General features: G+C 66.7%; 14 protein-coding genes. 6 read left to right on the top strand and 8 right to left on the bottom strand.

From position 1 onward, the window contains the following. Nucleotides 1-104: 104 nt before the first annotated feature. From modB to XH93_RS40310, 3 genes are all read left to right on the top strand, one after another. Complete coding sequence (gene modB / locus XH93_RS40300) at nt 105-800, top strand: molybdate ABC transporter permease subunit (protein WP_194471696.1); 696 nt, start codon at nt 105-107, stop codon at nt 798-800. 2 nt (nt 801-802) lie between these two features. After that, on the top strand, nt 803-1474 hold the full coding sequence (gene modC, locus XH93_RS40305; RefSeq protein WP_194471697.1) for a molybdenum ABC transporter ATP-binding protein: 672 nt from the start codon (nt 803-805) through the stop codon (nt 1472-1474). Nucleotides 1475-1669: 195 nt separating this feature from the next. Further along, on the top strand, nt 1670-2833 hold the full coding sequence (locus XH93_RS40310) for a hypothetical protein (RefSeq protein ID WP_194471698.1): 1164 nt from the start codon (nt 1670-1672) through the stop codon (nt 2831-2833). 11 nt (nt 2834-2844) lie between these two features. Here XH93_RS40310 and XH93_RS40315 read toward each other — a convergent pair whose 3' ends face one another. Then, entirely contained in the window at nt 2845-4638 is a 1794-nt protein-coding gene (locus XH93_RS40315; RefSeq protein ID WP_194471699.1) for a potassium/proton antiporter, read from the bottom strand. Nucleotides 4639-4883: 245 nt separating this feature from the next. On the opposite strand from XH93_RS40315, the gene XH93_RS40320 reads away from it, so the two are divergent. Next, the gene (locus XH93_RS40320; RefSeq protein ID WP_194471700.1) at nt 4884-6200 is read left to right on the top strand and encodes a mechanosensitive ion channel family protein; all 1317 of its coding nucleotides are present in this window, start codon (nt 4884-4886) and stop codon (nt 6198-6200) included. Between the two features lie 194 nt (nt 6201-6394). Then, complete coding sequence (map, locus tag XH93_RS40325; RefSeq protein WP_194471701.1) at nt 6395-7219, top strand: type I methionyl aminopeptidase; 825 nt, start codon at nt 6395-6397, stop codon at nt 7217-7219. Between the two features lie 11 nt (nt 7220-7230). Here the strand turns inward: map and XH93_RS40330 are convergent, their stop codons facing one another. Next, nucleotides 7231-7950 (bottom strand): DNA-3-methyladenine glycosylase I, encoded by a 720-nt coding sequence (locus tag XH93_RS40330; protein WP_194471702.1) that lies wholly within the window; start codon nt 7948-7950, stop codon nt 7231-7233. A gap of 105 nt (nt 7951-8055) precedes the next feature. On the opposite strand from XH93_RS40330, the gene radC reads away from it, so the two are divergent. Next, the gene (gene radC / locus XH93_RS40335; RefSeq protein WP_194471703.1) at nt 8056-8766 is read left to right on the top strand and encodes a DNA repair protein RadC; all 711 of its coding nucleotides are present in this window, start codon (nt 8056-8058) and stop codon (nt 8764-8766) included. A 1173-nt stretch (nt 8767-9939) separates the two neighbouring features. On the opposite strand, the gene XH93_RS40340 is transcribed toward radC, so the two are convergent. The 6 genes from XH93_RS40340 to XH93_RS40365 form a co-directional block, all read right to left on the bottom strand. Then, nucleotides 9940-11214, bottom strand: coding sequence for an RNA polymerase sigma factor (locus XH93_RS40340; protein WP_194475524.1), 1275 nt, complete (start codon nt 11212-11214; stop codon nt 9940-9942). A gap of 31 nt (nt 11215-11245) precedes the next feature. Further along, a complete protein-coding gene (locus XH93_RS40345) occupies nt 11246-11641 on the bottom strand; it encodes a YciI family protein (protein ID WP_139479700.1) in 396 nt (131 codons plus the stop codon). 490 nt (nt 11642-12131) lie between these two features. Then, a complete protein-coding gene (locus tag XH93_RS40350; protein ID WP_172626624.1) occupies nt 12132-12734 on the bottom strand; it encodes an AprI/Inh family metalloprotease inhibitor in 603 nt (200 codons plus the stop codon). Nucleotides 12735-12826: 92 nt separating this feature from the next. Continuing rightward, entirely contained in the window at nt 12827-13810 is a 984-nt protein-coding gene (locus XH93_RS40355) for a 2-hydroxyacid dehydrogenase (protein ID WP_194471704.1), read from the bottom strand. Beyond that, on the bottom strand, nt 13810-14598 hold the full coding sequence (locus XH93_RS40360; RefSeq protein WP_194471705.1) for an ABC transporter permease: 789 nt from the start codon (nt 14596-14598) through the stop codon (nt 13810-13812). Before XH93_RS40360 ends, XH93_RS40355 begins: the two co-directional genes overlap by 1 nt. Next, on the bottom strand, nt 14595-15386 hold the full coding sequence (locus tag XH93_RS40365) for an ABC transporter ATP-binding protein (protein ID WP_371814875.1): 792 nt from the start codon (nt 15384-15386) through the stop codon (nt 14595-14597). Before XH93_RS40365 ends, XH93_RS40360 begins: the two co-directional genes overlap by 4 nt. Between the last annotated feature and the right edge of the window lie 19 nt (nt 15387-15405).

A 15405-nucleotide genomic window follows, 5' to 3' on the forward strand; every position in this document is an offset into this window, starting at 1 on the left:
CAAATCGATCAGCGGCACTGGCATATTGACTCTTGCTAGTGTCTGTTCGCGAAGTTCGTAACAGAGGAGCCGCACTTGCATACGAACTTCGGGAACAGACACTAGTGTTCGAGATCTCGCCGACCGAATGGACGGCGATCCTGCTGTCGCTGCGGGTCGCCATCATCGCAACGCTGGTAGCGACCCCGTTCGGCATCGCGCTCGCCTGGCTATTGGCGCGGCGCGATTTCTGGGGCAAGTCCCTGCTCGATGCCGCCGTGCATCTGCCGCTGGTGCTGCCACCTGTGGTCACCGGCTATCTGCTGCTCTTGACCCTCGGCAAGAAAGGCCTGGTCGGCGGCTGGCTGGCCGAGCATCTCGGCATCGTGTTCGCGTTCCGCTGGACCGGCGCGGCGCTGGCCTGCGGCGTGATGTCGTTTCCGCTGCTGGTGCGGCCGATCCGGCTGTCGATCGAGGCGATCGACCGCCGGCTCGAGCAGGCTGCCGAGACGCTCGGCGCCGCGCCCTGGCGGGTGTTCGCGACCGTGACGCTGCCGCTGGCGCTGCCCGGCGTGCTCGCCGGCATGGTGCTCGGCTTTGCCAAGGCGATCGGCGAATTCGGCGCCACCATCACCTTCGTCTCCAACATCCCCGGCGAGACCCAGACCATCTCGTCGGCGATCTATTCGCTGATCCAGACGCCGGACGGCGACCCCGCCGCGGCGCGGCTGGTGATCATTTCGATCGTGCTGGCGGTCGGCGCGCTGATCGCGGCAGAAGTGTTCGCGCGCCGCGCCACCGCGCGCCTGCACGGACAATAGCGATGCTGCGCGTCGATGTTGCAAAACAGCTCGGCGAGTTCACGCTGGCGGCGTCGTTCGCCAGCGAGGGCCGCGTCACCGGCCTGTTCGGCGCCTCCGGCTCCGGCAAGACCTCGCTGGTCAACATCATCGCGGGGCTGCTGCGGCCCGACCGCGGCACCATCGTGATCGATGGCGACACCGTCGACGACACCGCGGCCGGCATCCACGTGCCGACCTGGCGCCGCCGAATCGGCTACGTCTTCCAGGACGCGCGGCTGTTTCCGCATCTCGATGTCCGGCAGAATCTCGACTACGGCCGCCGCATGAACGGCCTTGCCGACGATCCCGCGCAGCGCCGGCGCGTCGTCGACCTGCTCGACATCGGCGCCCTGCTCGACCGCCGCCCCGGAAAACTCTCCGGCGGCGAGCGCCAGCGCGTCGCGCTCGGCCGGGCGCTGTTGTCGAAGCCGCGGCTGCTGTTGCTGGACGAGCCGCTGGGCGCGCTCGACGAGGGCCGCAAGCTGGAGATCCTGCCCTATCTGGTGCGGCTGCGCGACGAGGCCGGCATCCCCATGGTCTACGTCAGCCATGACGCGGCCGAGCTGCGCCAGCTCGCCACCCAGATCGTGATGCTGCGCGGCGGACGGGTCACCGCATTCGGCGGTGTCAGGGTGCTGACCGGCGGCTCCTAAAGCGCGATGAGATTGGGTCGGATCGTCATCGCGCTTTAGCTTCTTATTTGAGCATGATCTTTCGGAAAACCGCTTCACACTTTTCCGGATCATGCTCTAGCTGGCTGTTTCCCGCGAAAATCGGCATAAGATAGTCCAGCTTGTCCATCAGGTTACGAATCGGGCGCCGGATCGGCGGCAGGGGAAAGGCAGGCTGTGCGACTGACTGGCTGGATATTGCTGCTGATCGGCGGGCTGCTGTGCGCAACCATCGCCTGGGCGGCGCTCGGCTTTCTGCTGATGGGCGTCGGCCTGATCGCGCTGCAGGTGGCCGAACGCCGCCGGCTCCGGGCAGAAGTCGCCGGCGCCGGCGCCGGGGGTGCCGAGTTCACTGCTCCGCTGGTCGCCGCCGGGCTGCAGCCGCCGACCCTCGCCCAGGACGCTTCCCAAGACGCCTCCCAGGACACCGCGTCATCGCAGCAGTCGCGCCGGTCCGACAAGCGCAGCGGCGCGCCCTATGACCGGGAGGCGTGGCGCCGGCTGGTCGAAAGCGACCCCGATCTCGCCGGGCTCGCCAAGGTGCTGGCCGACTACGGCCCGCAATATGTCGACGAGCTCGCCACCAGCTATCTGGCCGCCCCGGACAAGAACCGCCTCGGCGCGATCGTTGACGGCATCATCGCCCGCGCCCGCGGTGGCCAGCCAGCCCAGCCCCCTGCCCCACCCGAGGCGCCGCGGCCGCCGCCGGCGCCGCGGGTCGCGCCGCATTTGGTGATCCTGCCCATCGAACGACCAGGTGCGCCCCCACCTCCACCGGCGCCGGCCAACCCGGCCGACGCGCTCGAGGCCTCCCTGATCGCCGCCGTCGAGGAGGCATCCGCCGCCAAGGCCGCCACCGGACGCGCCGAGCCGCCCAAGCCCGCCAAGGCGACCGAAACCGCGCCCGCGACCCGGCGCAGCCCGCTGTTCGGCAGCGCGGCCCGGGAGTCCAGGCCGCCCTCGCCGCCGCCGATGCCGGCCAGCACGCCCGCCGACCTCGAGGCATCGCTGATCGCCGCCGTCACGCAGGCCTCCGCCAAGCGCGCCGAGCCGGCGAAGCCGCCCGCACCTCCGCCCGTAGCGGCCAAGAGCGAGCCCGACATCCGCGCGGTCCCGCCCGAGGAGTCGGCGAACGAGCCGCCGAAGGAGCCCAAGCCCAAGGCGCCTTCCGACGACCTCGACCAGGCGCTGCTTGCCGCGCTCGCAGAGATCTCGGGCGAGAAAGCCCACGGCTCCGCCAAGACGGATGCGGCGAAGGACGCGGCGGCGCCCGGCGACGATGGCCTCTCCGACATGATCAAGAAGTTCGCGCCGGATTCCAGCTTCCTGCGCAAGCAGTGACGCGCTGAGGTTCAGACCCCCGCGACCGACCCCCAGATATCGGCGAGCTTGCGCTTCACGATCTGCATGCGCGTCAGCGGCGGCGCCGCCTCCTCTTCCTCCGGCAGACGCAGGCCGACGACATTGACGCGGCCGCCGCTGATGTTGCGCGCCACCAGCACGATGGTGTCGAGCCCGAGCTCGGCGCCCTGCTTCGGCGCGCGGTCGAGATAGATGTCGAAATAGTCCGCCAGCGTCAGCTGGGCCTGATGCTCGTCGACCTTGACGCCGTAGATCTCGGCGAGCTCGCTGAGCGTATGCTCGCCCGAGACCATGAAGTCGCCGAGCAGATGCGGATCGGGCTCGGCCGACGGCGGCATGTCGACGAAGAAGCGGTCGAGCGCCTCGGCGCGCTCCGGCGGCGCCAGCAGATAGATGTAGTCGCCGGGCGCGACCGGATCGGCCTCGACAGGCGTCAGGATCCGCTCGTCGCGGATCACCAGCGTCGGCTTCGACCAGGACGGGATCAGGCCGCGGCGGAAATACAGGCTCTTCGGCCGCACCGGATAGCCGACCAGCTGCTGCTCGAGCTGGCCGGGCAGATCCAGCTCGACACGCCGCGGCCCGCGCTCGGCGCGCGGCAGCGCGACATGCAGCCGCCGCGCCGCCGGCCCCAGCGTCCAGCCCTGCAGCAACAGCGAGATGATGACGACGACGAAGGCGACGTCGAAATAGAGATAGGCCTTCGACAGACCGACCAGCATCGGGATCGAGGCGAGAAAGATCGCGACCGCGCCGCGCAGGCCGGTCCAGGCGATGAAGACCTTCTCCCGCCAGTTGAACTTGAACGGCGCGAGGCAAATCGCAACCGCCAAGGGACGGGCGATCAGCATCAGCGCCAGCGCCACCAGCACCGAGCCGCTGATGCTGGAGACCAGGCGATGCGGCGATACCAAGAGGCCGAGCAGCACGAACATCACGATCTGCGCCAGCCAGGTGGCGGCGTCGAGGAACGTCACCACCGAATTATGCGCGCGGGTCGGCCGGTTGCCGATGATGATACCGGCGAGATAGACGGCGAGGAATCCCGAGGCATGCACCATCTGCGAGCCGCCGAAGATCACCAGCGCCGCCGTCGTGACGAACGGCGCATGCAGGCCCTGCGGCAGCGCCACATAGTTCAGCGCCAGCACCACCAGCCGGCCGCCGATCACCCCGATGATGGCTCCCAGCACCGCTTCCTGGATGAACTCCATCGCGATGTGCGAGGCCGAGCTCTGGCCGATCGAGATGAACTCGACCAGCATCAAGGTGAGGAAGATCGCGAACGGATCGTTGGTGCCGGATTCAGCCTCCAGCGTCGCACCGACGCGCGGACGCAGGCGCAGGCCCTGGGTGTGCACCAGGAGAAACACCGCCGCCGCATCGGTCGAGGCGACGACGGCGCCGACCAGCAGCGACTCGGTCCAGTTGAGGTCGAGCACATATCTTGCGACCGGTGCGGTGATCAGCGCGGTCAGCAGCACGCCGGCGGTCGCCAGCACCATCGATGGCGCCAGCACGGTGCGGATGCTGGCGAAGCGCGTCTTCAGTCCGCCGTCGAACAGGATCAGCGCCAGCGCTACCGAGCCGACCAGATAGGTGGTGCGGACGTCGTCGAACTGCAGCCGGCCCGGCCCGGAATCCCCGGCCAGCATGCCGACCAGCAAGAACACCAGCAGCAAGGGTGCGCCGAACCGCAGCGCCAACAGGCTCGACAGGATTCCGGCCATCACCAGAACCGCGCCGAGCAGGATCGCCAGACTGACCGAATCGAGGGATGCCATGCGCCTCAGAGGGGATCAAATGCTTGTATTTGCATCCTTATCGTCGCCACACTTGGACGCCAACCCCATTTCTGAACATCAGCGGCAATTGGTCCGGTTTTGCCGGGCCGAGATCGCCCATGCGCCGCCTCGACGTCGCCGCGACACTGTGTTGTATCGATGGTCGCAGCTGCGCCTTTGTGGGATTCTCCACGGGGCCTCGAATCACATTTGCCTGACCCGCGCTTCAAGTTGAGATTTTGCCGATGGACATGGGCCTGAAGGACCTGCTGGAATCGATCCAAATGGCGGCGCGCCAGGTCGGCGCCGAGATCGCCTCGCCCTGGTTCTACCTGCAGTTCGGCATCATCCTTGCCGCCGCCGGCATCGCCTATGCGGCCGATACCGCAATCCACGCCCGCGTCGAGCTGTCGTCGCTGGGGATGCGCTGGCCGCTGCCGCTGCGGCACTTCGCACGGGTGATGGTGAAGAGCGCCTCCACCGCCGTGTTCGCGGTGCTGATGATCGTCTCGCGGATCGTGATGTACCATGCGACCTGGCCGAGCCGCAGCTACTTGATCGCGGTCTCCGCCAAGCTGGCGCTGGCCTGGCTGGTGATCCGCCTCGTCACCTCGGTGATCGACAACGCCTTCATCGTCAAGCTGGTCTCGATCACAGCCTGGCTGGTCGCGGCGCTCAGCATCATCGGCCAGCTCGACTGGGCCGCCGAGACGCTGGACTCGTTTGCGATCGACGTCGGCGGACTGCGACTGACGCCGCTGCTGCTGATCAAGGCCGGCGCGCTGCTGATTGTGACGCTGTGGGCGACCAACATGGCGAGCAATTTCGCCGAGAGCCGCATCAACCGCGCCACCGATTTGACGCCGTCGATCCAGGTGCTGCTGGTCAAGATCATCCGCATCGGGCTGATGGTGATGGCGATCGTGATCGCGCTCGGCGCGGTCGGCATCAACCTCGCGGCGCTTGCGGTGTTCACCGGCGCGGCCGGCGTCGGCATCGGTCTCGGCCTGCAGAAGATCGTCGCCAACTTCATCAGCGGGCTGATCCTGCTGGTCGACAAGTCGGTGAAGCCCGGCGACCTCGTCACCATCGGCGACAATTCCGGCAAGATCAGCGCGATGAAGACCCGCTACATCTCGGTCGCCGCCGGCGACGGCCGCGAGTTCCTGATCCCGAACGAGGATTTGGTGACCCAGAAGGTCACCAACTGGACCTACACCGACAAGAACACGCTGGTGAAGATCGCCTTCTCGACCAACTACGACGCCGATCCGCGCCAGGTCTGCAAGCTCGCGATCGAGACCGCGGGCGCCCATCCGCGCGCCACCAAGGGCAAGACGCCGAACTGCATCCTGACCGAATTCGCCGAGGCCGGCATGAAGTTCTCTTTGACCTTCTGGATCGCCGACCCCGACGGCATGGACAATGTGAAGAGCGACGTCATGTTGTCGCTGTGGGACGCCTTCAAGGCCAACGGCATCCGCGTTCCCTACCCGGTGCGGGAACTCCGGGTCCGCGGCGGCGCCCTGCCCGTGGAGAGCGTTGTCGAGGTTTCCTCCTAGGTTTTGAGCATGATCTCCGCGCAAGCCCGTTCCGGGCTTGTCGCGAGGGAAAACCGGTGCCCACTTGTCCGGACCATGCTCCAGAATCAGCCCGTTTGGGCATCCTCCCATGCCCAACCTTGGCTTGCACCGGCCGCCCCGATCATTAGATTAGGCTCTGAATCCAGCCCTTTGCCCCGGAAAACGCCCCGCCCATGAGCTATATCGACGCCACCGACACCTCGCTTCGCAAGACCGGCCAGATCAAGCTGCACGGGCAGAGCGGCTTTGCCGGCATGCGCAAGGCGGGCGCGCTGGTGTCGAAGTGCCTCGACGCGCTCACCGATATCGTCAAGCCGGGTGTCCCCACCTCCGTCATCGACGAGTTCGTCCGCAAGTTCGCCTTCGACCACGGCGCCTATCCGGCGACCTTGATGTATCGCGGCTATCGCTATTCGACCTGCACCTCGATCAATCACGTGGTCTGCCACGGCATGCCGGGCGACCGCCCGCTGAAGGAGGGCGACATCGTCAACATCGACGTCACCTTCATCGTCGACGGCTGGTACGGCGATTCCAGCCGGATGTACGCCATCGGCCCGATCGCGCGGAAGGCCGAGCGGCTGATCGAGGTGACCTATGAGGCGATGATGCGCGGCATTGCCGCGGTGAAGCCCGGCGCCACCACCGGCGACATCGGCCATGCCATCCAGAGCTTCGTCGAGCCGCAGGGCATGAGCGTGGTACGCGACTTCTGCGGCCATGGCCTCGGCCGCCTGTTCCACGACGAGCCGAACATCATCCATATCGGCCGCCCCGGCGAGGGCGTGCCGCTGAAGCCCGGCATGTTCTTCACCATCGAGCCGATGATCAATCTCGGCAAGCCGCATGTGAAGATCCTGTCCGACGGCTGGACCGCGGTGACCCGCGACCGTTCGCTGTCGGCGCAGTTCGAGCACTCGGTCGGCGTCACCGCCGACGGCGTCGAGATTTTTACGCTGTCCGAGCGCCACGGCGAGAAGCCGTGGGTTACGGTGTAACCGCGGCGCGGTCAGTAGTCGCTGCGGGTGCGGTCTTCGATCTGCTGCGGTGAATAATTCTCTCCGATCGACATCGCGCAGATGCGCGACAGATGCAGATAGGGCAGACCGGTCTCCTCGGCCCAGGCGTTGAACTGCGCCTGCACCTTGGCGAGATCGCGCTTCGACTTGACCTCCTCGGCGATGTCGAGCCCGGCATCGCGCAGGCAGGCGACGACGTCGCGCGAGGTGACAAAGCCGTCCCAGCCAAGGAAGCGCAGCAGCATCTGCCCGGTGTTGCCGCCGAGCCGGCTGCCGCGCTTGGCCAAGAGATCCAATAGCCCGATCTCGTCCGACGACGGCCAGGCCGCGAGGAATTTGCCGAAGCTGCCGTGCTCGCGCGCGATCTCCTGCACGAAGCGGCCATTGTCGCGCACCGACATGATCTTGGCGCCGTTGCGCACGATCCGCGCGTCGCTCGTGAGCTTCTCCCAGAACTCGTCGGGTTTGAAGGCGAGCTTGGCCGGCGCAAAGCCGAGGAAGGCCGCCTCGAAGCCATCCCATTTGGCGTCGATCACGCTCCAGGCAAAGCCGGCGCAGAACACCCGCCGGGTCATCTCGGCGAGCACGCGGTCATCGCCGAGCTTTGCCAGCGCCTTGGCGCCGGCCGGCGGATGCAGCAGCTTCTCCAGCGCCTTCGGCCCGCCCTTGCGCTTCTCGGCGCGGGCGCGGATCACCTTGAACGACGTCATGCAGACACCTTATGCCTTCGGACAGCAGCCGAACGGTAGTTCAGCGCTCCGGTCAAGGCAAAGCGGCGCTTGCAAATCGCAGCCGGCACGGCATGGTTGTGGCCGATGCCCGCCAAGAGTGACAGCCCGGACGACGCCGACGAGACGCCGCATTATCACGGCCATCGCGAGCGGCTGCGCGAGCGCTTCTATGCGGCCGGGCCCGCGGCATTGACCGACTACGAGCTGCTGGAGATGGCGCTGTTCGCCGCGATCCCGCGCCGCGACACCAAGCCGCTGGCCAAGGCGCTGCTGAAGAAATTCGGCTCGTTCGCCGAGGTCGTGCACGCCCCGGTGGCGCGGCTGCGCGAGGTCGACGGCGTCAAGGACGCCGCGATCAACCAGCTCAAGCTGATCGCCGCCGCCGCCGACCGGATCGCCAAAGGCGAGATCAAGCGCAGCGTCGCGCTGTCATCATGGAACGAGGTGATCGACTATTGCCGCTCCAGCATGGCGTTCGCCGACAAGGAGCAGTTCCGCCTGCTATTCCTCGACAAGCGCAACCAGCTGATCGCCGACGAGGTGCAGCAGACCGGCACCGTCGATCACACCCCGGTCTACCCGCGCGAGGTGATCAAGCGCGCGCTGGAATTATCGGCAACCGCGCTGATCCTGGTGCACAATCATCCGAGCGGCGACCCGACGCCGTCACAGGCCGACATCCAGATGACGAAAGCGATCGTCGAAATTGCAAAACCGCTCGGGATCGCAGTGCATGATCACATCATCGTCGGCAAGAACGGCCATGCCAGCCTGAAGGGGATGCGGCTGATGTGAGGGGGCGGTGCCGCGGGCGGCTGTTCTGCGCGCGACGACTATTGGACCCCGTCATCCTGAGGCGCGAGCCCTTGCGAGCCTCGAAGGATCGACGGCCACCAGCCGGGCCGATTCATCCTTCGAGGCTCGCCGAAGAGGCGAGCACCTCAGGATGACGGGGATGGATTTTAGCGCAACAAACTCGCCGTCGTCTTACGGCTGGGCCGAGACCGCGACGCTCGGCAGCGGCGCGAACTGCATCTCTGCGACGGCCGAGCCGGCGTAGGCGCTGGCGATCAAAATCATGATCCTGACGGCGACGAACATGGTGCCTCCTGTTTTTGCCTTTGTCCCTCAATGCCAGAGACTCCTTGCCGGCCTGTGAGGAAAGCTGGTTGCCGCACCGTTGAGAGCCTTGGTAAGCGAGCAATTTACGCATCCCGTTCATCAGCCGGGAACCGTAGCGACCGATCGATCCGTCGCTTCAACGCGCGGTTCACGGTCGCCGGGCATTGTTCGCCGCAATCAAGCAGGCGTTATTGCAATGTCCATTTTCCGGATTGTTCTTACTGTCGCAGCCGCATCGCTTGCGGCCTTGTACGTTTACGATGCCTGCCACAGCGACGGCATTCTCGCGCCGCCTGCGGCAAACGACGTCGTTGCGCGGCGCTGGCCGGGACCGAACGAATTCCGCCCGACGCCTGACACGGCTTCTGCACCGGTTGCCAACGCGACGCCTGCGGCGCGCGTTAGGGAAACATTTGCGATGTTCAATCCCGGCGACGCGCGACGCCGCACCATGCCGCGCAGCCTCTGACGGCTTCAGCAAACCGTTAAGCAAGATGCGCGGGGATCGCGGTTAATCCGTCATTCACACCAAATCGTCGTTGGCGCGCACGACCTCGTAGCCCGGATGCAGCGGAGCGAAATCCGGGGGCGTCGCGATGAGTCCCGCATATCGCTTACGCTCATGCGGGCTACGCAACCGTAAGGGACGCACCAGCGGCAGGGTTCCCTCCCCCTTGCGGGGAGGGTTAGGGAGAGGGGTGCCACACGACGTGCCTCTCCGTTGCGTTTTGACTGCGTCGTGCGAGATTGCAAACGCCACGCTTCAATCGATCATCTCGCCCGGGGCTTACCCCTCTCCCCACCCTCTCCCGCAAGGGGAGAGGGAGCCTGAGAGGTGTGCTCAGCTTACGCGTCGCGTGCGGCGCGTGCCGCCGTCGCTGCGCGGCGCAGCAGCAACTCGCGTTCGCGGGCGTTGCCGGCGAGATCGGCGGCGGTCTCGAAGGCGGCGCGGGCTTCGTCGAAGCGGCCGAGCTTCTGCAAGAGGTCGCCGCGCACGCTCGGCAGCAGATGATAGGACTTCAGCGCCGGCTCGTGCGCGAGGGCGTCGACGATCGCGAGCGCTGCTGCCGGACCTTCCGCCATGCCGATCGCGACGGCGCGGTTGAGCTCGATCACCGGCGACTGCACCAGCGCGGCGAGGTCGCCGTACAGCGCGGCGATGCGGCGCCAGTCGGTCGCATCTGACGTGGCGGCCTCGGCGTGGCAGGCGACGATCGCGGCCTGCAGCGCGTAGAAGCCGCCGGCGCCGCCGAGCTCGCGGGCGCGCGCCAGCGCCAGCTGCCCGCGGCGGATCTGCAGGCGGTCCCACAGCGCGCGGTTCTGCTCCATCAGCAGGATCGGCTCGCCGGCCGCATCGATCCGCGCCGCCATCCGCGAGGCGTTGAGCTCCATCAGGGCGACGAGCCCGTGCACTTCGGGCTCGGTCGGCGCGATCGAACTGAGCACGCGGCCCATCCGCAGCGCCTCGTTGCAGAGCTGCGGCCGCAGCCATTCGTCGCCGCGCGCCGCGGTATAACCCTCGTTGAAGATCAGATAGACCACCTCGAGCACCGAGGCGAGCCGCTCCGATAATTCCTCGCGGCACGGCGTCTCATAGGCGAGACCGGACTCGGACAACGTGCGCTTGGCGCGCACGATGCGCTGCGCGATCGCCGCCTCCGCCTGCAGGAAGGCGCGCGCGATTTCTTCCGTGGTGAGGCCGCAGATCATGCGCAGCGCCAGCGCCGCGCGGGCCTCGCGCGACAGCCGCGGATGGCAGGCGGTGAAGATCAGCCGCAGCAGCTCGTCGCCGATGTCGTCGTCGAGCGCGGAATCGAAATCGGGCATGGTCTCCTGCTCCCGCGCCAGATCATGCGCCAGCATGCCGTGCTTCTGGGTGCGCATGCTGGCATGGCGCAGATGATCGAGCGCGCGCCGTTTCGCGGTCGCCATCAGCCAGGCGCCCGGCTTCTCCGGCACGCCGCTGACCGGCCAGTGCTCGAGCGCGGCGACCAGCGTTTCCTGGGTCAAATCCTCGGCAAGCGGCACGTCGCGCAGCATCCGCGACAGGCTGGTGATCAGCCGCGGCTGCTCGATGCGCCACACGCCGAGGATGGTGGCCTGGACGTCGGCGGCCGTCATCGCCGCCGACTTGAGATCGCCGCGCTGCGCATCAGGCGCAAGCGGAGACGTCGACTTGACAGCCGCCGTCGGCACCCATGGCCGCGAAGGGGCGAACCTCACAGGTCCCGTCCCAGCCGGGCATATGCTCCTTGTGCAACTGCATGAACTCCACGGCAGCCGCCACCGCCTCTTCCTTGTTGCGGAGCTCGAAGATCGCGTAGCCGCCGATCATCTCCTTGGTCTCGACGAAGGGTCCGTCGATGACATTGAGCTTGCCGTCCGTAATCCGCACCTGGGCGCCCATCGCGACCGGCAGCAACCCGCCGGTATCGATCATGCGGCCCGCCTTGATTTCCCGCTCGGCGAGCTTGCCCATCGCCTCCATCAGGGCCGGCGTCGGCGGCCGCGGCGGTTGCGAGGAGGTGACGATATACATGAAGCGCATCGGAGAACTCCTGTTGGGCGAGGCGCGGCGATGATCGCCGCAAGACCGGCTCGCTACAGGGAACGACGATCCGGAGCCAGCCGGATCGACAGGGGGTGGGAATTATTTTTTTGGGGCGCGCGAAGCGGCAGCCGAGCAACCGGTGGAGCGCTTATCCTTCCCGCTGAAAGGGGGAAGGTCGGGATGGGTCAATCGCGGGCGCCGCTGCATGGGGAGAGAGCAGATCCCCACCCGCTTTGCTCTGACGAGCAAAGCGACCTCCCCTTTTCAAGGGGAGGTTAGGATACCGTAGCCCGAAGCAGCAGCCACGCAACCGGTGGAGCGCTTCTCCTTCCCCCTGAAAGGGGGAAGGTCGGGATGGGGGTCAGCCGCGGGCGACGCTGTATGCGGAGGGAGCGGATCCCCACCCGCTTTGCTCTGGCGAGCAAAGCGACCTCCCCTTTCAAGGGGAGGTTAGGACACTGTAGCCCGGAGGGAGCCAACGAGTCCGTTACTGCTCCCGCAGCATGATCAATGGCGCGGCGGTGTCGGGGACGCGGCGCCATTGGGCGTTGTCGTCGGCCTCGAACTGCCAGGTCTCGCCCTTGGCCGACATCAACAGCATCTGGCCGTGATCGAGCCGCCACAGGGTCGGGTTGAAGGCGGTGATCGCGGGATCGCACTTGCCTTTCACGAACACCTGAAAGTTGTCGTTGCCGGCGTCGGTGTTGGTCAGCACCAACGTGCAGATCGCCTGGCCGTTGCCGCGGACCATCGACCAGTCGCCGATCATCTGGTCCATCGATTTGGCCAGCGAGCGCGCGGCGGCGAGGTTTTGCAGGATGTAGACGCCCTCGTTGGTGCGCAGGCCCTCAAAAATGCCGGTCTCGACCTCGGTGAAGTCGATCACAGCCTCGCCGGCGGCATTTTGCAGCCGCACGATGTCGCCGAGGCCCTTGATGCTCCAGCCGGTGATGCCCTTGGTGAAGGGCAGCGCGGCGGCGCAGGCCGGCTCGAGCTCGAGCTTGAAGCCCTGCGGCGCCGCATCGCCCTTCAGCGTCACGACGCAGGTCTTGCTGCGCTCGGTGGTGGCGAGCTCCCACTGCCCGATCATGTCCTTCTTCAGCGTCGAGGCATCCTGCGCGGCAGCGCCGCTGCAGGCGGCCAGCAGCACGACGAGTGCGGCGCTGAAGCGGGACAACGGCATCAGCGGTCCTTCACCGGAGTTTCGGCAACCGGCGTCAGCGGCGGCTTGCCGGCGAACCAGTTCTTGATGTTGTCGACCACGAGCTGATCCATCGCGTTGCGCGTCACCACAGACGCCGAGCCGATATGCGGCAGCAGCACGACGTTCTGCATCGCCTTCAATTCATCCGGCACGTTCGGCTCGGCCGCGAACACGTCGAGGCCGGCCGCGAGGATGGTGCCGGACTTCAGCGCGGCGACCAGCGCCGGCTCGTCGACCACCGAGCCGCGTGCGACGTTGATGACGACGCCGCGCGGGCCGAGCGCCTTGAACACCTCGGCATTGATCATCTTCGCGGTCGAGGCGCCGCCCGGCACGATCACGATCAAGGTATCGACCGCCTTCGCCATCTCGATCAGATCAGGGTAGTGCTTGTAGCTGACATCCTTGGCCGGATTGCGCGAATGGTACGACACCGGCACCAGTGAGGCTTCCAGCCGGCGGCCGATCGCCTGGCCGATCCGGCCCATGCCGACGATGCCGATCTTGCGGTCGCGCAGCGAGCCGACGCTGAGCGGATAGTTTTGCGTCTGCCACAGGCCGGAGCGCACGTAGCGGTCGGCCTTGACGAACTCGCGCAAGGTCGCGATCAACAGGCCCATCGCGACGTCGGCGACCTCCTCGGTCAGCACGTCGGGCGTGTTGGTCACCACGATGTTGTGATCGCGCGCGTAGTGGGAATCGATGTGGTCGTAGCCGACGCCAAAGCTGCCGACGATCTCCAGCTTCGGAAACATCGCCAGCGCGGTCTTGTCGGTCGCCATGGTGTGATAGGTGACGGCGATGCCGCGGATTTTTGCAAGGGTATCCGGCGTCAGGCGCTCGAGGTCACCGCGGCTTTCGGCCTTGTGCAGCACGTACTGATCGGAAAAGCCGTTTTCGAGGATTGGCCGGATCGGTCCGTAAATCAGGAGATCGATCTTGTCGGAAGAAATCGAGGCCATCAGCTTTCCTTTCCTAGCGCACTCTCGTGCCAGCGCCGCAACAGCAGGTGGGAAACTAGCGCCAGCAACCCATAGATGACAATCCCGGCCAGCGACAACAGCAGAAGTGCGGCGAACATGCGGGGAATATTCAGCCGGTAGCCGGATTCAGCGATGCGGAAGGCGAGCCCCGAGCCGGCGCCGGCGCTGCCGGCGGCGATCTCCGCGACCACGGCGCCGATCAGCGATAGCCCGCCGGCGATGCGCAGGCCGCCGAGGATATAGGGCAGCGCGGCGGGCAGTTTCAGGAACAACAGCGTTTGCAGCTTTGAGGCGCCATAAAGCTGAAACAATCCGGCGAGGTTGCGATCGACCGAGTTGAGGCCGAGCGTGGTGTTGGACAGCACCGGAAAGAACGCGACGATCCAGGCGCACACGATCACCGCGGTCTGCTGCTCCAGATAGATCAAGAGCAGTGGCGCGATCGCAATGACAGGGGTGACCTGCAGGATCACCGCATAGGGGAACAGCGAATATTCCAGCCATTTCGACTGGTTGAACAGCAAGGCGAGCACGACGCCGCCGATCGCGGCCGCGATGAACCCTTCCAGCGTAGTGAGCAGCGTGACGCCGAGCGATTGCGACAGCACGCCCCAGTCGCTGACCAGGGTTTTCAGCACCAGAAGCGGGCTCGGCAGCACATAGGGCTGGATGTCATAGGCGCGGACGATCGCTTCCCAGAGCATGAGGCCGGCGGCGAGCACCACGACCGGAGCGATGAGGCGGACGAGATGCTGCGGAGATTTCATGCGCCGGCCTGCCCTGCGTAGGACGGCGCCAGCGCATTGGAGACCTCGCGGCAGAACGCGGCATATTCGGCCGAGGTGCGGAACGCCTCGCCGCGCGGCTCCGGCGAGGTGATGCGAAACTCGGCGCCGATCCGGCCGGGCCGCGCCGTCATCACGATCACGCGCTGCGCGAGATAGACCGACTCGAACACCGAGTGTGTCACGAAGATGACGGTCTTGTGCAGGTTGCGCCACAGTACCAGCAGGTCGTTGTTGAGGCGGAAGCGCGTGATCTCATCGAGCGCGGCGAACGGCTCGTCCATCAAGAGGATATCCGGATCGGTGACCAGCGCGCGCGCCAGCGACACCCGCATCTTCATGCCGCCGGACAATTCGCGCGGATAGGCCCTCGCGAACTCGGCGAGCCCGACCTGGTCGAGCGCGGCGTCGATCCGCGTCTCGGCATCGCCGCCGGTTGCGCGCGCGAGCTTCAGCGGCAGGCGGACATTGTCGCGCACCGTGGCCCACGGCATCAAGGTCGGCTCCTGGAACACGAAGCCGATGCTGTGGCCGCCGCGCCGCTGCGCGCCGTGGTGCGAGACCTCGACCGTTCCCGCGCTGGGCGCAGCGAGCCCCGCGATCAGCCGCAGCGCGGTGGATTTGCCGCAGCCGGACGGCCCGAGCAGCGCGACGAACTCGCCGCTGACGACGTCGAGATCGAGCGGCCCGAGCGCCGCGACGCCGCTTTCATAGATCTTTGTCACCCCGCGCAGCCGCACGGCTGGACTGGTGGCGTCGATCGCCGACATGGTGCCTGCTACCATTGCC

The sequence above is a fragment of the Bradyrhizobium sp. CCBAU 51753 genome, assembly GCF_015291565.1.
GTDB classification, from domain to species: domain Bacteria; phylum Pseudomonadota; class Alphaproteobacteria; order Rhizobiales; family Xanthobacteraceae; genus Bradyrhizobium; species Bradyrhizobium ivorense.